Here is a 17,901-nt window from a genome sequence, read left to right on the forward strand (position 1 = left end):
CAAACAGCCGATTTAGCGATTAAGGAGTATTGGGGTGTCGAGTACCGAAGACGAACAGTTGGCGGATTTGAAGGACTGGTGGACACGCAACGGCAAACCTCTGGTCACCGGCGGCCTGTTGGCGCTGGTCATCGTGTTCGGCTGGCAGGCTTATCACAAGTATCAGAGCAACCAGTCGCAAGGCGCCTCGGTGCTCTATCAGCAATTGCTGGAAACCACGCTGACCCCGGACGGCAAGCCTGACGCCGCGCGCGTTGCGGATCTGGCCGGCAAGCTCAACAGCGAATTCGGCGGTTCTGCCTACGCGCAGTACGGCAGCCTGTTCGTGGCCAAGGTCGCGGTCGACAGCGGCAAGCTGGACGACGCGGCGACCGAACTCAAGGCCATCGTTGCCAAACCGGCCAACCCGGCGCTGGGCGAAATCGCCCGTCAGCGTCTGGCGCAGGTACTGGGCGCACAGAACAAGGCCGATGAAGCCCTGAAACTGCTCGAAGGCGATGCCGACAAGTCGTTCCTGGCCACTCGCGAAGAACTCAAGGGCGACCTGCTGGTACAGCTGGGCCGCACCGACGAAGCGAACGCGGCGTATCAAAAAGCCAAGGCGGCACTGTCGGATGAAGCGGCGGTCGGTGGCCTTCAAATCAAGCTGGACGACCTGGCCAAAGGGGATGCGTGACGTGATCCGTTGGAAGCATGCAGCATTGCTGGCTCTGGCCATTCTGGCCGCGGGTTGCAGCAGCAACAGCAAAAAAGAACTGCCACCGGCCGAGTTGACCGACTTCAAAGAAGAAGTGGTCCTGCACAAGCAGTGGAGCCGTTCGATCGGTGACGGTCAGGGCGAAACCTACAACATGCTGGTGCCGGCGATCGACGGTGACACCATCTACGCGGCCGACGTGACCGGTATCGTGATGGGCCTGGATCGCGGCAACGGCGACGTGAAATGGAAGAAAGACCTTGAACTGCCTGTTTCCGGCGCCGTTGGCGTGGGTTACGGTCTGGTCATGGTCGGCACCCTGCGCGGTGAAGTCGTTGCCCTCGACGCCATCAACGGTGAAGAGAAGTGGCGCTCGCGCGTCAACAGCGAAGTCCTCGCGCCACCGGCCAACAACGGTGACGTGGTGGTGGTACAGACCCAGGACGATCGTCTGATCGGTCTGGACGCGTCCACCGGCAATCAGCGCTGGGTGTATGACAGCACCCCGGCCGTACTGACCCTGCGCGGCACCAGCGCACCGATCGTCACCAACCGCCTCGCGGTGGCTGGCCTGTCGACCGGTAAAGTGGTCGCTCTCGACATTTCCAACGGCGTGCCGGTCTGGGAACAGCGGATCGCGATTCCACAAGGTCGTTCGGAACTGGAGCGCGTGGTCGACATCGACGGCGGTCTGCTGCTGTCCGGCGGTACCCTGTACGTTGCCAGCTATCAGGGTCGCGTCGCGGCACTGGATCTGGAAAGCGGCCGTCAACTCTGGCAGCGCGACGCGTCGAGCTACGCCGGTGTTGCCCAGGGTTTCGGCAACGTCTACGTAAGCCTGTCGTCGGGTACCGTTGAAGGCGTCGACGAGCGTTCCACCACAGCCCTGTGGAGCAACGACTCGCTGGCCCGCCGTCAACTGTCGGCGCCGGAAGTGTTCTCCAGCTACGTTGCAGTCGGTGACCTGGAAGGTTACCTGCACCTGCTGAGTCAGGTGGACGGTCGTTTCGTCGGCCGCGAGCGCATCGACAGCGACGGCCTGCGTGCCCGTCCGCTGGTGGTGGGTGACACGATTTACGTGTATGGCAACAGCGGCAAACTGGAAGCCCTGACCATCAAGTAACAACTATGCTTGGGGTTAAACCCCCAGGCGGCCCCGGATCCACGGGGCTTGCAGCGCTTTCTGGCGTTGCCCCGAGCACCAGCCGCTGCCTCGCAGCGGCTTTTGTATTTTCTGAAATAACGAAGTGGAGAGCCGCATGGTTCCCGTAATCGCCCTGGTGGGCCGACCGAACGTCGGCAAGTCCACCTTGTTCAACCGCCTGACCAGGACTCGCGACGCCATCGTCGGCGACTTGTCCGGTCTGACCCGTGATCGCCAGTACGGTGAGGCCAAGTGGCAAGGGCGTTCCTACATTCTGATCGACACCGGCGGTATCTCCGGTGACGAGCATGGTATGGACGAAAAAATGGCCGAGCAGTCGCTGCTGGCCATCGAAGAAGCGGATGTCGTTCTGTTCCTGGTAGATGCCAAGGCCGGTTTCACCGCCGCTGACCAGATGATCGCCGAACACTTGCGCAAACGTAACAAGCGTTCCCACGTGGTCGCCAACAAGGTCGACAACATCGACCCGGAAATGGCCCGCGCCGAATTCGCCCCGCTGGGCATGGGCCACGCGATCCCGATCGCCGGCGCCCACGGTCGCGGCATCACGCAATTGCTGGAAGCCGCCCTGAGCGACTTCCCGCGCGATGATGACGAGCCGGCCGAAGGTGAAGAGGAAGAAGTGGTCGCCGAAGGCGAGGAAGCCAAGCGCATTCCTGGCCCGAGCGAAAAAGACGGGATCAAGATCGCCATCATCGGCCGGCCGAACGTCGGCAAGTCGACCCTGGTCAACCGCATGCTCGGTGAAGACCGGGTAATCGTCTACGACCAGCCCGGCACCACCCGCGACAGTATCTACATCCCGTTCGAGCGTAACGACGAGAAGTACACGCTGATCGACACCGCCGGTGTACGCAAGCGCGGCAAGATCCACGAAGAAGTCGAAAAATTCTCCGTGGTCAAAACCCTGCAGGCGATCAAAGACGCCAACGTGGTGATCTTCGTGATGGACGCCCGCGAAGGCGTGGTCGATCACGACCTCAACCTGCTGGGCTTCGCTCTTGAAGCAGGTCGTGCGCTGGTGATCGCGATCAACAAGTGGGACGGCATGACGCCAAGCGAGCGCGACTTCGTGAAGGTCGAGCTGCAGCGTCGGTTGTTCTTCGTTGACTTCGCCGATATCCACTTCATCTCGGCACTGCACGGTACTGGCGTGGGCAACCTCTACGCCTCGGTGCAGAACTCGTTCAAGTCCGCGGTCACCCGCTGGCCGACCAGCCGCCTGACGCAGATTCTTGAAGACGCGGTCAGCGAACACCAGCCGCCGATGGTCAACAGCCGCCGGATCAAGCTGCGTTACGCTCACCTGGGTGGTGCGAACCCGCCGATCATCGTGATCCACGGCAACCAGATCGAGAAAGTGCCGAAGTCGTACGTGCGCTATCTGGAAAACACTTACCGCCGTGTACTCAAACTGGTCGGTACGCCGATCCGTATCGAGTTCAAGGGCGGCGAGAACCCGTACGAAGGCAACAAGAACACGCTGACCGACCGCCAGGTCAACAAGAAGCGTCGTTTGATGTCGCACAACAAGAAAGCCAGCAAGAAGCGCCGCGACAAGAAGTAAAAAGAGCAGCTGCGGGTTTCGAGCTGCAAGCTTCAAGTTAAAGCGTGGAAGCAAAGAAGGGCTCTGTTCAGAGCCCTTTTTTGTGGGCGATGGATTGATGCTTGAAACTTGTCGCTTGCAGCTTGAAACTTGCAGCTCACCTGCAAGGGGCTCCCGATGATCACCAGTAAGCTGCCGAATGTCGGCATCACTATTTTCACGCAGATGTCTCAGCTCGCGGCGCAGACCGGAGCGATCAACCTTTCCCAGGGTTTTCCCGATTTCGACGGCCCGCAGGCACTGCGCGACGCGGTCGGTCGACACATCGCCAACGGCCACAACCAGTATTCGCCCATGACCGGCCTGCCGGCGCTGCGCCAGCAGATCGCGGCGAAAATCGCCCGCAGTTATGGCGCGAACGTCGATGCCGATACCGAAGTAACCGTGACCCCCGGCGCGACCCAGGCGATCTTCTGCGCCATCCAGGCGGTTATCCACAGCGGCGACGAAGTCATCGTGTTCGACCCGGCCTACGACAGCTATGAGCCCGCAGTAGAACTGGCCGGCGGACGCTGCGTGCATGTGCAACTTGGGCTGAAGGATTTCTCCATCGACTTCGACAAACTCAGCGCAGCCCTGAGCCCGCGAACGCGGATGATCATCCTTAACACCCCGCACAACCCGAGCGGTGCCTTGATCAGTCGCGCCGAGCTGGATCAGTTGGCGGCGTTGATCCGAGATCGCGACATCTACGTGATCAGCGACGAAGTCTATGAGCACCTGGTGTTTGACGGCGTGCCGCACGTCAGCGTGCTGGCCCATGAAGAGCTGTATCAGCGCGCCTTCGTGGTCAGCTCGTTCGGCAAGACCTATCACGTCACCGGCTGGAAAACCGGTTACGTCGTGGCGCCGCCGGCCCTGACGGCGGAGCTGCGCAAGGTGCACCAGTACGTCAGTTTCTGCGGCGTGACCCCGTTGCAGTTTGCTTTGGCCGATTACATGGCCGAGCATCCGGAACACGTCGAAGAGCTGCCGGGCTTCTATCAGGCCAAGCGTGATCTGTTCTGTGATCTGCTGGCGCCGTCGCGATTCAGTTTCACCCGTGTCACCGGCACCTATTTCCAGTTGGTCGAATACTCGCAAATTCGCCCTGATTTGAACGATGTCGAAATGGCGATGTGGATGACCCGTGAGCATGGCGTGGCGAGTATTCCGGTGTCGGTGTTCTACCAGAATCCACCGGAAGGCCAGCGCCTGGTGCGCCTGTGCTTTGCCAAACGTGAGGAGACGCTGCGGGAAGCGGCGGCCAAGCTATGCGTGATCTGAGTGCGTTGCCCGACCTCAATCTGGCGCTGATCCAGACCAGCCTGGCCTGGCATGACCGTCAGGCCAATCTCGAGCATTTCGATGTGTTGCTGGAGCAGGCGCGCGGTGCGGATCTGATCATCCTGCCGGAAATGTTCACTACCGGATTCTCCATGGCGTCCGAAACCCTGGCCGAAGCCGAAAACGGTCCGACCAGCAAATGGCTGCGGGCCCAGGCAGCGAAGCTGAACGCAGTCGTCACGGGCAGCGTGATCATCCAGGCTGCCGACGGCAGTCATCGCAACCGCTTGCTGTGGGCGCGGCCGGACGGCGAAGTGCTGCATTACGACAAACGCCACCTGTTCCGCATGGCCGGCGAGCACAATCATTACACGCCCGGCGAGCGCCAGGTGCAGTTCGAGCTCAAGGGCTGGCGGGTGCGTCCGCTGATTTGCTACGACTTGCGCTTCCCGGTGTGGAGTCGCGACGCTCAGGACACCGACCTGCTGCTGTACACCGCCAACTGGCCGGGCGCACGGCGTCAACACTGGAACCGGTTGCTGCCGGCCCGGGCCATCGAAAACCTGTGCTATGTGGCGGCGGTCAACCGGGTGGGTACCGATGGCAAGGGGTTCGCGTATACCGGCGACAGTCAGGTGCTGGATTTTCAGGGCGAGACGTTGCTGGCGGCGGGGGAGGCTGACGGGGTGTTCAAGGTGGTTCTGGAAGCGGCTTCGCTGGCGGCTTACCGCGAGCGGTTCCCGGCGAATCTGGACGCGGACACCTTCGAGTTCACCTGATAGCCCAGATCACCTAGATCGTTCCCACGTCGAGGCGTTGAACCGTCCGCGTGGGAATGCCTCAAGGGACGCTCCGCGTCCCAGTGACGCAGAGCGTCACGAGCTGCATTCCCACGCAGAGCGTGGGAACGATCAGATAGAAAATAAAAAGGCCCCGGAGTTCGCACTCAGGGGCCTTTTGCATTGCAGCGGTCAGTTACGCCGCTTTCGCTTCCGGCTGGCTCAGCGAGCGGTTCAGCGCGCTGAACAGGGCCTTGAAGCTGGCGGTGGTGATGTTTTCATCGATGCCCACGCCGTGCACCGCACGTTCGCCGTTCACACGCAGTTCGATGTAGGCCGCCGCCTTGGCGTTGGTGCCCGCGCCAATGGCGTGTTCGTTGTAGTCCATGATCTCCACCGGAATCGGCAGACCGGCCACCAGCGCTTCCAGCGCGCCGTTGCCCTTGCCGCGCCAGTGCAGATTGGTTTCGCCCTGACCCTTGCTCGCCACTTCCACTTCGACGGCGCTGTTGCCGTTTTCTTCCTGCAGGCGATGGCTGACCAGCGCGTACGGGGTGTTGGCTTGCAGGTATTCGCTGTGCAGCAGCGCGTGGATTTGCTGCGCGGTCATCTCCAGGCCCAGGCGATCGGTTTCACGCTGCACGACCTGGCTGAATTCGATCTGCATGCGACGTGGCAGGCTGATGCCGTATTCCTGCTCCAGCAAGTAGGCGATGCCGCCCTTGCCCGACTGACTGTTGACGCGGATCACCGCCTCATAGCTGCGGCCGATGTCGGCCGGGTCGATCGGCAGGTATGGTACTTCCCACAGGGCATCGGACTTCTGCTGGGCGAAGCCCTTGCGGATCGCGTCCTGGTGGGAGCCGGAGAACGCGGTGTGCACCAGGTCGCCGACATACGGGTGACGTGGGTGAACCTGGATCTGGTTGCACTCTTCGACGACCTTGCGCACGCCGTCGATGTCCGAGAAGTCCAGTTGCGGGTCGAGGCCCTGGGTGTACATGTTCAGTGCCACGGTCACGAGGTCGACGTTGCCGGTACGCTCGCCGTTGCCGAACAGACAGCCTTCGACGCGGTCGGCGCCGGCCATCAGGCCCAGCTCGGTGGCGGCCACGCCGGTGCCACGGTCGTTGTGGGTGTGCAGGCTGATGATCACGCTGTCACGACGGTTGATGTTGCGGTGGAACCACTCGATCTGGTCGGCGTAGACGTTCGGCGTCGCGCATTCAACGGTGGCCGGCAGGTTGAGGATGATCTTGTGCTCAGGCGTCGGGTTCCAGACCTCGATCACCGCGTCACAGACTTCCTTGGCGAATTCCAGCTCGGTGGCGCTGAAGGTTTCCGGCGAGTACTCGAAGGTCCACTCGGTGTCCGGCTGCATGGCGGCGTATTTGACGAACAGCTTGGCAGCGTTGACGGCGATGGCCTTGATCCCGTCCTTGTCCTGATTGAAGACGATGCGACGGAAAGAAGGGGAGGTGGCGTTGTACAGGTGAACGATTGCCTTCTTCGCCCCGCGCAGGGATTCGAAGGTGCGCTCGATCAGGTCTTCACGGCCCTGGGTCAGCACCTGGATGGTGGTGTCGTCCGGGATGTGGCCGTCTTCGATCAAGGTGCGCACGAAGTCGAAGTCGGTTTGCGAAGCGGCCGGGAACGACGCCTCGATTTCCTTCACACCCACCTGCACCAGGGTTTTCCAGAAGCGCAGCTTTTTCACCGCGTCCATTGGTTCGATCAGCGACTGGTTGCCGTCACGCAGGTCGGAGCTGCACCAGATCGGCGCGGCATCGATGGTTTTCGACGGCCAGGTGCGATCCGGCAGGTTGATCACTGGAAACGCGCGGTATTTCGAAGACGGGTCTTTGAGCATGCTCATCGGGAAATTCCTTATTGTCTGGGCCGAAAAGAGGCGGCCTGCCGGTGGAACGAACGTTCTTGGAAAAGCGTGGGACGAGGCGCAGCGATTCAGCCCGGCAGTCGTGCGCTGACGAGGCACAGGCTGCGGTGCTGGCGAAGCTGAATGAGGGTGTGAGAGGTTTTCATGCCCTCAACCCTAACCGCGAGGGATGAGGATGGCAAGCAGTCGGAAAAAATTGAGAGGAATACCCGGAAAGTGGTTTTTTCCGAGATTTTATTCTCTGAATCAAAGTGAATGTTTGCAGAGATTGCGCAGTCCGTTCGTCGTGCGCAATCCCTGTGGGAGCGACCTTGCTCGCGATGGGGCCAGTCGCTTCACCCACAAATCAAGGCTGGAATGCCCCAATGAAAATCGCCGGATCGACCCGCGCATCGTTCAGGCTGACGTTCCAGTGCATGTGCGGCCCGGTCGCCCGACCTGTAGCGCCAACCTTGCCCACCACCGCACCGCGCGCCAGTTGCTGGCCGTTCTGCACATCAATCTTCGACATATGGCAGAACATGCTGATGAAGCCCTGGCCGTGGTCGACGAACACTGTGTTGCCATTGAAGAAGTAGTTGCCGATCAGAATTACCTTGCCCGCTGCCGGGGTCTTGATCGGCGTGCCGGCCGGCACTGCGAAGTCGAGGCCTGCGTGCGGATTGCGCTCTTCACCGTTGAAGAAACGGCGCACGCCGAACTTGCTCGACAGCGGTCCGTTGACCGGTTTGTCCAGCAGCAGGTTGCTCGGTGTGTTCGGGCTGAAACTGCGATAGGCCTTGATCTGCTCGGCCAGTTCGCCCTCGATCCGCTTGAGGTTGGCCGGGTTCGGATTGACCTGCTGGGTGTTCTTCAGGGTGATGTGCTGTTCCGGGTATTTCTTGTTGCCGACATTGAAGTTGAGATTACGGCCGCCACTGCTGATCTGCTGAACGCCGGGTTTGACGGTCAACGGAACGCCGACAATCGCCAGCCAGTTGTTCTGTTCCTTGACCACCAGCACCGGTTTGCCCTGATACGTGGCTTTCGGCGCTTGCGCAGCGGTCCCCAGATCGACGACAGCCACGCCGCCCGGCACCGGTTTGTTCAGCAGGCGGGTGATGTAACTGTCGGCGTGGGCGTTGAAGGTCAGGCAGAGCAACAGCAGCGGAGCGAGAAAACGCGGCATGGATCAGTCCAGTAAAGAAAGGGTGACGGGCGTCAGGTGATTGTCCTCGACGCGCACTTGCAGTTCGCCTTCGCCCAGTCTGGCCTTGAGGCGCTGGCCGGTGTGAGTCTGCGCGGCGTTGCGGATCGCGTTGCCGCGCTCATCCAGCAGAATGCTGTAGCCACGACCGAGGGTCGCCAGCGGGCTGACCACGTGCAGGGTCTGCATCTGGCTTTGCAACTGTAGGCGACGACGTTTCAGGCCTTCGTTCATGGCGCGTGGCAGGCGTTCGGCGAGGCTGTCGAGACGTTGGCGCAACAGGGCCAGCTGGCGTCCCGGATGCTGCCCGGCGAGGCGGGTTTCCAGACGGATCAGGCGTTCACGACGGGTATTGAGCTGGCGCTCGAACGCCCGACGCATGCGCATGTCCAGATCATCCAGCCGCTGTGCCTGCTGGCGCAGGCGTTCGCCGGGATGGCGCAAGCGGCGCGTCATGCCTTCAAGGCGCAGGCGATCGCGCATCAGGCGGTCACGCATGCGCATCACCAACCGGCGATGCAGACTTTCGACCTGACGGATCAGGTGGCTGGAGTCCGGGGCAAGCAGTTCAGCCGCGGCGGACGGTGTCGGTGCGCGCACGTCAGCCACGAAGTCGCTGATCGACACATCGGTTTCATGGCCTACCGCGCTGACGATCGGCGTGACGCAGGCATCTACCGCCCGGGCCACGGCTTCTTCGTTGAAGCACCAGAGGTCTTCCAGCGAGCCGCCGCCACGGGCCAGGATCAGCGCGTCGAAGCCACGGGCATCCGCCAGTTTCAGGGCGCGGACGATCTGTGCGGTGGCTTCTCGGCCCTGAACGGCGGTCGGAATCAACGTCAGTTGCACCTGCGGCGCGCGGCGGCGGAACACGCTGATGATGTCGCGTATCACGGCGCCGGTCGGCGAACTGATGATGCCGATGCGCTGCGGGTGTGCCGGCAGCGGCACTTTGCGCTCGGCACTGAACAGGCCTTCGGCGCTGAGCTTTTCCTTCAAGGCATCGAAGGCCAGGCGCAGCGCACCGTCACCGGCAGGCTCCACGGTGTCGAGGATCAACTGATAGTCGCCACGCCCTTCGAACAGCGAGACCTTGCCACGCACCTTGACTGCCAGGCCGTCCTTCAGCGCCTGACGCACCCGCGCAGCGTTCTGGCGAAACAGTGCGCAACGCACCTGCGCGCCGCTGTCCTTGAGCGTGAAATACACGTGGCCTGACGCCGGGCGGGCGAGATTGGAGATTTCGCCTTCGACCCAGATGTTGCTGAACACGTCTTCGAGCAACACCCGCGCGCGGCCGTTGAGCTGGCTGACGGTCAGGACTTCGCGGTCGAGGCCGAGTCTTGCAAAGGGATCTTTAATCATGGGGCGCAGTTTAAAGGCATTCGCCGGTGAATGTCTGGAGGAAGTGTTGCTCCAGAGGTGTGGGATTTTGCCGAGAAGCGAGGGCGACGGTGCTCTGGCAATCGCCGGTCAGCGGCAGAAATCTCACGCCGGCGGGCGCGATGTCCTGCATTGAATCCGGCAGCAGAGCGATGCCGAATCCGGCCTGGATCAACTGCAATTGCGTGGTCTTGCGCGACATCACTCGAGCAGCCCGGGGGAAGAAACCGTGACGCATGCACAGGTCGGCGCACAAATAACTCAGCCCGCCGCGCTGCGGATGCGGGATGGAGATGAATGCTTCGTCCTTCAATTGCGCCAGATCGACTGCCTCCGTCGACGCCAGTCGATGATCCGCCGGCACAGCAAGCAGCAGACGTTCGGTGTAGAGCGGCACAATCTGAACACCCTCGCGCTGGCGCAGCACCGGCAGACGCAGCAGGCCGATATCGAGCCGGCCCTCGGCCAGTTCTTCAAGTTGCGCCTCCGAGGAGAGCGTGCCGATGTCCAGCGAAACGCCGGGTTGTTGCTCCAGGTACGCGCTCATGTCGCGCAACAATTGGCCGCTGATCGGCACGGTGCTGGAGTGACAAAGGCGCAAGGTGCCGCGCTGGCCCTGGCCGATTTCCGTGGCCAGGGCGCTGGCCTTGTTCAATTCATTGATCAGGTTTCTCGCTCGGGGCAGGAACGCTTCGCCAGCGGCGGTGAGGCGGGGTTGGCGTGCGGTGCGTTCGAACAGCGGCGTTTGCAGGCGGGTTTCCATGTCCTTGATCTGCCGGCTCAGCGCCGACTGAGCAATGAACAGCCGTTCGGCTGCGGCACTGAAGCTGCCGCTCTCGGCGATTTCCACGAAGTAACGCAATTGGCGGGTTGAAAGCACGAGGCATGCCTTTTCGAGATGGCTTGGCGGTTTCGAAGATATTAGTCGCAACCCTCGGCGCTGGCTAAAGTCATCGCAGGCTTATAAAGGAAGCGAGCGAATGAGTGTGGCGGGGTTGTTGAGCGAATGGTCGTGGGGCGCGCAGGGCTGGGTGGTGATCGGACTGGCCATCGCGCTGGCCTACATCGTGTTCGGGATTGCCGGTTTTGGCACGGCGCTGGTGGCGGGGCCGATTCTGATTCTGTTCATGCCGCTGTCGAAGATCGTGCCGTTGCTGGTGCTGCTGGATTTCGTCGCGGCGTTCGGCAATCTGCTGCCGTCGCGGCGAGATGTAGCGAAACCGGAATTGCTGCGGCTGCTGCCGTGCATGGCGGTGGGCTGCACGCTGGGGGTGATTTTCCTGCTTAACCTCAAGTCCGATCTGCTGTTGCTGTTGATGGGATTTTTCATCAGTGCTTATGCGATCTACAGCTTGTGGATCAAGGCTCGGCCGGCGCAGTTATCTGCTGGGTGGGCGTTGCCGATGGGCACCGTGGGCGGGCTGTTCGGGGCATTGTTTGGCAGCGGCGGCTTTCTTTATGCGATCTACCTCAACAGTCGATTGCCCAAGGACGCGGCGCGGGCCACGCAAAGTGCGCTGATCAGTTGCAGCACGGTGGTGCGTTTGAGCCTGTTCGCCATCGCCGGGGTGTATGCCGAGCTACCCTTGTTGATGCTTGCGCTGTGCCTGTTGCCGGCCATGGCGCTGGGCTTGTGGGTCGGACGGCGCTTGACCATGCGCCTGTCCCGCGAGGCCTTCGTGCGGCTGGTGACCTGGCTGGTGCTGGCGAGCGGGATTGCGCTGATCGGCCGCTATTTAAGCACTTGACCGGATTTTGTCAGGGATTAAGCTGCCGGCCGCGTTCGTCGCAGAACATCCTTTGACGCAGCAGGCTTGCACCATGAATTCCCAAAGCATCATCGTCCCGAAAATCTCCAACCTGCCGGTGCACGAACCCCGGGCCCGGGCGATCCTGCGCTGGCTGGTGCGCAAGAACATCGTCAAGGAAGAGCTGAGCACGTGCGGACGTACCGGCAATCGCATGGCCTACGCCATCGCCGATGGTGCGCGCGCGGTGGTGTTGCATCCCGAGGCGCTGCCGTTTGGTGAGCCAATCAATGGGCTGGAAGTCATCACCAAGCGCTGCATCTACACCCCGGCCAAGGGTTTTCTCGAAGAAGCCGGGTGCGCCGAATGCCGTCAGGAGATCGGCGAAGCGTTGTTCGAAAGCCTGGAAGACTGGATGCCGGGCCGCACCGACAACTTCACCTGCCCCGAATGCGGGCATGAAGACGATATCAACGGTTTTCTGTATTTACAGGAATGCGGGTTTTCCAACCTCGGTTTCATCTTCAACAACTGGCTGGAGGCGGGGTTCAAGCAGAGTTTCATCGACGAATTCGCCGACTGGCTGGATCAGCCGGTGAGCTGGGTCAAGGTCGAGCTGTAAGGGCAACTTTTCCCGTACATCAGCAACATTGATATAAGACAAGTTTTACATTGAGCCCGGTAGGGTGTCTGAGTATAATGGCGCGCTTCCATTTTCCCGCTCGGGAGCCCCCGCGATGCTGCGTATCAGCCAAGAAGCTCTGACCTTCGACGACATTCTCCTAGTGCCCGGTTATTCCGAGGTGCTTCCTAACGAAGTCAGTCTGAAGACCCGCCTTACCCGTGGCATCGAGCTGAACATTCCTCTGGTTTCTGCCGCCATGGACACCGTCACCGAAGCCCGTCTGGCAATCGCCATGGCTCAGGAAGGTGGCATCGGCATTATCCACAAGAACATGACCATCGAGCAGCAAGCTGCCGAAGTTCGCAAGGTCAAGAAGTTCGAAGCCGGTGTGGTCAAGGACCCAATCACCATCGAGGCTGACGCCACGGTTCGTGATCTGTTCGAACTGACCCGCATGCACAACATTTCCGGCGTTCCGGTGCTGCACGATGGCGACCTGGTCGGCATCGTCACTTCCCGTGACGTACGTTTCGAAACCCGTCTGGATGCCACCGTTCGTGAAGTGATGACGCCGAAAGAGCGTCTGGTCACTGTTCGCGAAGGCGCCGACAAGAACGAAGTCCGCGAGCTGCTGCACAAGCACCGCCTGGAAAAAGTCCTGATCGTCGACGACAAGTTTGCCCTCAAAGGCATGATGACCGTCAAAGACATCGAAAAAGCCAAGGCCTACCCACTGGCCAGCAAGGACGACCAAGGTCGTCTGCGCGTCGGCGCTGCGGTCGGTACCGGTAAAGACACCGGTGACCGCGTTGCCGCTCTGGTTCATGCCGGTGTGGACGTGGTGGTGGTCGACACCGCGCACGGTCACTCCAAGGGCGTGATCGACCGCGTTCGCTGGGTCAAAGAGAACTTCCCTGAAGTGCAGGTAATCGGTGGCAACATCGCCACCGGCGCAGCCGCCAAGGCTCTGGCCGAAGCTGGCGCCGACGCCGTCAAGGTCGGTATCGGCCCTGGCTCGATCTGCACCACCCGTATCGTCGCCGGTGTCGGCGTTCCGCAAATCAGTGCCATCGCCAACGTTGCCGCTGCCCTCGAAGGCACTGGCGTTCCGTTGATCGCCGACGGCGGCATCCGTTTCTCCGGTGACCTGTCCAAGGCCATCGTGGCCGGTGCGTCCTGCGTGATGATGGGCTCGATGTTCGCCGGTACCGAAGAAGCGCCGGGTGAGATCGAACTGTTCCAGGGCCGTTCCTACAAGGCTTATCGCGGCATGGGTTCGCTGGGCGCCATGTCCCAGGCTCAAGGTTCTTCCGACCGTTACTTCCAGGACTCCTCGGCAGGCGCCGAGAAACTCGTTCCGGAAGGCATCGAAGGCCGTGTTCCTTACAAGGGCACCCTGAGCGCGATCATTCACCAGTTGATGGGCGGTCTGCGTTCCTCGATGGGTTACACCGGCAGCGCCAACATCGAAGAAATGCGCACCAAGCCCGAGTTTGTGCGGATCACCGGTGCCGGCATGGCCGAGTCCCACGTTCACGACGTGCAGATCACCAAGGAAGCGCCAAACTACCGCGTAGGTTGAGGCTTCAAGCAAAACGTTAAATGACCGGGGCTGTTTTATTCAGCCCCGAGTTGTTTCTGAATCAAGACTGTTTCTGAATTACTTAGACGAGACTGAATCATGGCCCTCGACATTCACGCTCACCGCATCCTGATCCTCGACTTCGGTTCGCAATACACCCAACTGATCGCCCGCCGCGTGCGCGAGATCGGTGTGTACTGCGAACTGCACCCGTTCGACATGGACGAAGATGCGATCCGCGAATTTGCGCCAAAAGGCGTGATCCTCGCCGGCGGTCCCGAGTCCGTGCACGAAGCCAACAGCCCGCGCTGCCCGCAAGCGGTGTTCGATCTGGGCGTACCGGTCTTCGGTATCTGCTACGGCATGCAGACCATGGCCGAACAACTGGGCGGCAAGGTTGAAGGCTCCGAGCTGCGTGAGTTCGGTTACGCCCGCGTTGACGTGGTCGGCAAGAGCCGCCTGCTCGACGGCATCGAAGACCATATCGACGCTGACGGCCTGTTCGGCCTCGACGTGTGGATGAGCCACGGTGACAAGGTCACCAGGATGCCGAGCGATTTCCACATCCTGGCCAGCACCCCGAGCTGCCCGATCGCCGGCATGTTCAACGACGAGCGCGCCTACTATGGCGTGCAGTTCCACCCGGAAGTGACCCACACCAAGCAGGGCGGTCGCATCCTGTCGCGTTTCGTTCTCGACATCTGCGGCTGTGAAGCCCTGTGGACCCCGTCGAAGATCGCCGAAGACGCCATCGCCAACATCCGCGCACAGGTCGGTACCGACAACGTGCTGCTGGGTCTGTCCGGCGGTGTGGATTCCTCGGTGGTTGCGGCGCTGCTGCACAAGGCCATCGGTGATCAACTGACCTGCGTCTTCGTCGACAACGGCCTGCTGCGTCTGCACGAAGGCGAGCAAGTGATGGCCATGTTCGCCGAGAACATGGGCGTCAAGGTGATCCGCGCCAACGCTGAAGACCAGTTCCTGAACAACCTGGCCGGCGAAGCCGATCCAGAGAAGAAGCGCAAGATCATCGGCCGTACCTTCATCGACGTGTTCGATGCCGAATCCTGCAAGCTGGACAACATCAAGTACCTGGCTCAGGGCACCATCTACCCGGACGTGATCGAGTCGGCTGGCGCGAAAAGCGGCAAGGCCCACGTGATCAAGTCGCACCACAACGTGGGCGGCTTGCCGGAAGAGATGAACCTGAAACTGGTCGAGCCACTGCGCGAACTGTTCAAGGACGAAGTCCGTCGTCTGGGCCTGGAACTGGGCCTGCCGTACGACATGGTCTACCGTCACCCGTTCCCGGGCCCGGGCCTGGGCGTGCGCATCCTCGGCGAAGTGAAGAAGGAATACGCCGACCTGCTGCGTCGCGCCGACCACATCTTCATCGAAGAACTGCGCAAGGCCGACTGGTACCACAAGGTCAGCCAGGCCTTCGTCGTGTTCCAGCCGGTGAAATCGGTTGGCGTGGTCGGCGATGGCCGTCGTTACGCCTGGGTCGTGGCCCTGCGTGCCGTGGAAACCATCGACTTCATGACTGCGCGTTGGGCTCACCTGCCTTACGAACTGCTGGAAACCGTCAGCGGCCGCATCATCAATGAAATCGAAGGCATTTCGCGCGTGACTTACGACGTGTCGAGCAAGCCGCCGGCGACCATTGAGTGGGAGTGATCCCGCATCGCGCCCTCTAGAATTCGCGGTTGGATTCGCAGAGGCGCAAAAGGGGTTATAAAAAATGCCAGTCAGTTTATCTGACTGGCATTTTTGTTTTTGGCGGAAAGTGCGGAGGCAGGCGCAGGTATTAGAGGAACTGTGACCGAATCAAGTCCGTATCGAACGGCGTTATTCCTTGATCAGGTGCAAACACCGCTTGTGCCTGCTGCGGCGAAGCCACTCGTTCGCCTCGTGCTCGTACATGCAAATCGAACAATGTCTCCAGATCAGGCCGTGGTGTATGTACCAAAGCCCGCAGCATCAACGATACCCCGCTGAGATTGTTCCCGACATTGTTCCACCGAGGAGATGAGGTCAGTCCCAGGTCGGCCCAGATCACGCGGCGCTCCTGCAAGTCCATCACAAAGGGCAGGCAGATCTGTGTGTCGGAGGCGATATCGATACGATCGAACACGGTTCGCGGCTCGAATACTTCACCCGATGCAGTATCGGCGCGTGCCATCCAGCCAGCGAAGCATTCTGGAAGATCGCAGTAAGGCTGCTGGGTGAATGAGTTGATAGACGTGACGACGTAGCGAATGCCCTTCTCGACGAGGACTTCAAGGTCGAGGTCGATGAACTCCGAAGCCCCTTCGGGTGCGTCGACGATGTCGCCGCTGTGGTAACCGCCGAAATCCCTCAGGTTGTAGTAAGCGACCGTTTGTTTGAATACGAAGTTGGCGTCGAAAAATGCGGCTGACAAGTCGATGTCAGTGCGTGCACTGCCATTCTTCCACCACAGGAACAGACGAATGAAACGTGTATCGGGCATCGGCAACAGGCTGCCTCTTACCAGCGTGCGTAACGACTTCGATGAGGCGCGCTGCGCCAACGGTACCCGGTAATCGCGCAATGCAGGGTCGATGAAACAGTTACCCAGCGGCGGCAGTGCTGCAAAACGCTTCATCAGAGCGTCTTCGCAGATGCGGGCTGCACGGGCCAACACTTCAGGTGTGAGAGGATCGCGTCGATCCTTGATGCCATAGACTTTGGCGAATGAACCTTTCGGTGTGAACGCCCGAAGTGGCAGGGGGCGCGGCGCACGTGACTGGGCCAGCAACTGCAGCAGGACAGGCGAGGACACTTGTGGTGCAACAGCCTCGAACGCATCGAGAACCGGCTCTGGTTCCGTCGTGCGCCGCAATGTTGCGTCCAGCCGTCGTGCGAACTCACCGGGACGACTCTGTAGTACGGGCACAAGCTCGGCAATATCACGCTGGGCGAACAGTGTTTCGACGCGTGAACCAAATGAGGCAGGCGCTTCATTGCGACGCGCTGCGGTGATGGCGGCCAGCGCTCTTGGGTATTTATCGGCGTAATCGCCCGGATGAAGCACTTCAGCCAGGCGTTTCCATCGCTCGGCTTGCCGCATCACGTCTTCTGTAGCGTTGGGTATTCGATCAAGCAGGCTCAGCAGCAGACGGCGCATCGAGCGCTTGATCGCTTTGAAACGTGTCGTAGCGGTTGCCAGTGACACGTCTCCTCCATTCAGCGCGATCGCCAGTCGTAGCACGTCAGTCGCCGTTTCGACGTTTTGCTCCAGAAATGCACCCACCTGTGCATCGCCAGCTACATGCAGGATCAGTGCGCCGCCAACCTGTGCCCGGATCTCCCGGAACGGGACGACCTCAGGCAGCAGACGGAACACATCACTTTTGTACTCGCGGATAAACCAGATGACATCGGCCACTTCCTCTTCGGAGAGCGAGGTGCGTGATGAAACCAGCGGCTCAAGCAGTGACTCGAACTCAGGGATGCTTCCCGGTTCGATAACCCAGGAAATGAAGTTGCCTTCAAGCAGCGGAGGTCGAGATTCTTCAGTCGCGGGTAAACGTCGAAGCGTGTGGTAATGCATGACGGCGTTGAGGTACAGCTCGGCCTCCGAGGCCGTTAGAACCTGCTCTGGAAAGTCAGGATAAAACGGCCTGTGGTGCACATGAGCGCCACTCCTGCGCCGTAGAACTCCGACAATGTCACGCAACCAGTACTTGAGCTCTGTCGCTGATAACAGGCCGATTTGTTCAATCAGAGGCTCTGACAGTACGCAGCGGAATGCCGCGATTTCCCGGACAACCGACGCGACCTGAGCGCGCGTGGCACCACCAGTGCCCATCGGGACGTGAACTTTGCTGCGGCGACGCAGGAACAGCTCCTGGTTCATGCTTGATTTTCTCCTTGGGGCGCCGTCGTGGGCGAGCTGCAGCATCGTATCTACAGCTGATATAAAAACGCCTGCAAGAAGCAGGCG

Annotated in this window: 14 protein-coding genes; 9 read left to right on the forward strand and 5 right to left on the reverse strand. The window is 60.8% G+C overall.

Annotated elements, in window-relative coordinates; translation table 11 throughout:
• Nucleotides 1-34 precede the first annotated feature (34 nt).
• From AC07Y2_RS20025 to AC07Y2_RS20045, 5 genes are all read left to right on the forward strand, one after another.
• On the forward strand, nucleotides 35-676 hold the full coding sequence (locus tag AC07Y2_RS20025) for a tetratricopeptide repeat protein (RefSeq protein ID WP_011335807.1): 642 nt from the start codon (nucleotides 35-37) through the stop codon (nucleotides 674-676).
• Nucleotides 669-1,820 (forward strand): outer membrane protein assembly factor BamB, encoded by a 1,152-nt coding sequence (gene bamB, locus AC07Y2_RS20030; RefSeq protein WP_039765728.1) that lies wholly within the window; start codon nucleotides 669-671, stop codon nucleotides 1,818-1,820. The genes AC07Y2_RS20025 and bamB overlap by 8 nt, the downstream gene beginning before the upstream one ends.
• Before the next feature lie 136 nt (nucleotides 1,821-1,956).
• On the forward strand, nucleotides 1,957-3,429 hold the full coding sequence (gene der / locus AC07Y2_RS20035; RefSeq protein ID WP_007956675.1) for a ribosome biogenesis GTPase Der: 1,473 nt from the start codon (nucleotides 1,957-1,959) through the stop codon (nucleotides 3,427-3,429).
• A gap of 156 nt (nucleotides 3,430-3,585) precedes the next feature.
• On the forward strand, nucleotides 3,586-4,734 hold the full coding sequence (locus tag AC07Y2_RS20040; protein WP_085668159.1) for a pyridoxal phosphate-dependent aminotransferase: 1,149 nt from the start codon (nucleotides 3,586-3,588) through the stop codon (nucleotides 4,732-4,734).
• The gene (locus tag AC07Y2_RS20045) at nucleotides 4,722-5,513 is read left to right on the forward strand and encodes an amidohydrolase (RefSeq protein ID WP_085668158.1); all 792 of its coding nucleotides are present in this window, start codon (nucleotides 4,722-4,724) and stop codon (nucleotides 5,511-5,513) included. Before AC07Y2_RS20040 ends, AC07Y2_RS20045 begins: the two co-directional genes overlap by 13 nt.
• Nucleotides 5,514-5,709: 196 nt before the next feature.
• Here AC07Y2_RS20045 and leuA read toward each other — a convergent pair whose 3' ends face one another.
• The 4 genes from leuA to AC07Y2_RS20065 form a co-directional block, all read right to left on the reverse strand.
• Nucleotides 5,710-7,389 (reverse strand): 2-isopropylmalate synthase, encoded by a 1,680-nt coding sequence (gene leuA, locus AC07Y2_RS20050; RefSeq protein WP_007956672.1) that lies wholly within the window; start codon nucleotides 7,387-7,389, stop codon nucleotides 5,710-5,712.
• 367 nt (nucleotides 7,390-7,756) lie between these two features.
• The gene (locus AC07Y2_RS20055) at nucleotides 7,757-8,578 is read right to left on the reverse strand and encodes a peptidoglycan DD-metalloendopeptidase family protein (protein WP_039765736.1); all 822 of its coding nucleotides are present in this window, start codon (nucleotides 8,576-8,578) and stop codon (nucleotides 7,757-7,759) included.
• A gap of 3 nt (nucleotides 8,579-8,581) precedes the next feature.
• Nucleotides 8,582-9,961 (reverse strand): exodeoxyribonuclease VII large subunit, encoded by a 1,380-nt coding sequence (gene xseA / locus AC07Y2_RS20060; protein WP_007956669.1) that lies wholly within the window; start codon nucleotides 9,959-9,961, stop codon nucleotides 8,582-8,584.
• 10 nt (nucleotides 9,962-9,971) lie between these two features.
• Complete coding sequence (locus AC07Y2_RS20065) at nucleotides 9,972-10,859, reverse strand: LysR family transcriptional regulator (protein WP_103386711.1); 888 nt, start codon at nucleotides 10,857-10,859, stop codon at nucleotides 9,972-9,974.
• A 100-nt stretch (nucleotides 10,860-10,959) separates the two neighbouring features.
• Here AC07Y2_RS20065 and AC07Y2_RS20070 point away from each other — a divergent pair, with 100 nt between their 5' ends.
• The 4 genes from AC07Y2_RS20070 to guaA all read left to right on the forward strand — a co-directional run bounded on the left by AC07Y2_RS20070 (nucleotide 10,960) and on the right by guaA (nucleotide 15,611).
• Nucleotides 10,960-11,727 (forward strand): sulfite exporter TauE/SafE family protein, encoded by a 768-nt coding sequence (locus AC07Y2_RS20070; RefSeq protein ID WP_103386710.1) that lies wholly within the window; start codon nucleotides 10,960-10,962, stop codon nucleotides 11,725-11,727.
• A gap of 73 nt (nucleotides 11,728-11,800) precedes the next feature.
• Nucleotides 11,801-12,349 (forward strand): hypothetical protein, encoded by a 549-nt coding sequence (locus AC07Y2_RS20075; RefSeq protein WP_011335799.1) that lies wholly within the window; start codon nucleotides 11,801-11,803, stop codon nucleotides 12,347-12,349.
• Between the two features lie 115 nt (nucleotides 12,350-12,464).
• Nucleotides 12,465-13,934, forward strand: coding sequence for an IMP dehydrogenase (guaB, locus tag AC07Y2_RS20080; protein ID WP_085649329.1), 1,470 nt, complete (start codon nucleotides 12,465-12,467; stop codon nucleotides 13,932-13,934).
• Nucleotides 13,935-14,033: 99 nt separating this feature from the next.
• Nucleotides 14,034-15,611: a glutamine-hydrolyzing GMP synthase gene (guaA, locus tag AC07Y2_RS20085; protein ID WP_064599229.1), complete on the forward strand. Its 1,578-nt coding sequence runs from the start codon at nucleotides 14,034-14,036 to the stop codon at nucleotides 15,609-15,611.
• Nucleotides 15,612-15,741: 130 nt separating this feature from the next.
• Here guaA and AC07Y2_RS20090 read toward each other — a convergent pair whose 3' ends face one another.
• Entirely contained in the window at nucleotides 15,742-17,814 is a 2,073-nt protein-coding gene (locus AC07Y2_RS20090) for a TerD family protein (protein WP_103386709.1), read from the reverse strand.
• Nucleotides 17,815-17,901 lie beyond the last annotated feature (87 nt).

The organism is Pseudomonas sp. GW456-12-1-14-TSB6 (genome assembly GCF_059424205.1).

What these genes read in the sequence shown, in the direction of transcription:
- guaA (WP_064599229.1), top strand. Translation starts at nt 14,034, where the DNA reads ATGGCCCTCGACATTCACGCTCACCGCATCCTGATCCTCGACTTCGGT.
- bamB (WP_039765728.1), top strand. Translation starts at nt 669, where the DNA reads ATGCGTGACGTGATCCGTTGGAAGCATGCAGCATTGCTGGCTCTGGCC.
- der (WP_007956675.1), top strand. Translation starts at nt 1,957, where the DNA reads ATGGTTCCCGTAATCGCCCTGGTGGGCCGACCGAACGTCGGCAAGTCC.
- AC07Y2_RS20040 (WP_085668159.1), top strand. Translation starts at nt 3,586, where the DNA reads ATGATCACCAGTAAGCTGCCGAATGTCGGCATCACTATTTTCACGCAG.
- AC07Y2_RS20045 (WP_085668158.1), top strand. Translation starts at nt 4,722, where the DNA reads ATGCGTGATCTGAGTGCGTTGCCCGACCTCAATCTGGCGCTGATCCAG.
- AC07Y2_RS20055 (WP_039765736.1), bottom strand. Translation starts at nt 8,578, where the DNA reads ATGCCGCGTTTTCTCGCTCCGCTGCTGTTGCTCTGCCTGACCTTCAAC.
- leuA (WP_007956672.1), bottom strand. Translation starts at nt 7,389, where the DNA reads ATGAGCATGCTCAAAGACCCGTCTTCGAAATACCGCGCGTTTCCAGTG.
- AC07Y2_RS20070 (WP_103386710.1), top strand. Translation starts at nt 10,960, where the DNA reads ATGAGTGTGGCGGGGTTGTTGAGCGAATGGTCGTGGGGCGCGCAGGGC.
- guaB (WP_085649329.1), top strand. Translation starts at nt 12,465, where the DNA reads ATGCTGCGTATCAGCCAAGAAGCTCTGACCTTCGACGACATTCTCCTA.
- xseA (WP_007956669.1), bottom strand. Translation starts at nt 9,961, where the DNA reads ATGATTAAAGATCCCTTTGCAAGACTCGGCCTCGACCGCGAAGTCCTG.
- AC07Y2_RS20075 (WP_011335799.1), top strand. Translation starts at nt 11,801, where the DNA reads ATGAATTCCCAAAGCATCATCGTCCCGAAAATCTCCAACCTGCCGGTG.
- AC07Y2_RS20090 (WP_103386709.1), bottom strand. Translation starts at nt 17,814, where the DNA reads ATGAACCAGGAGCTGTTCCTGCGTCGCCGCAGCAAAGTTCACGTCCCG.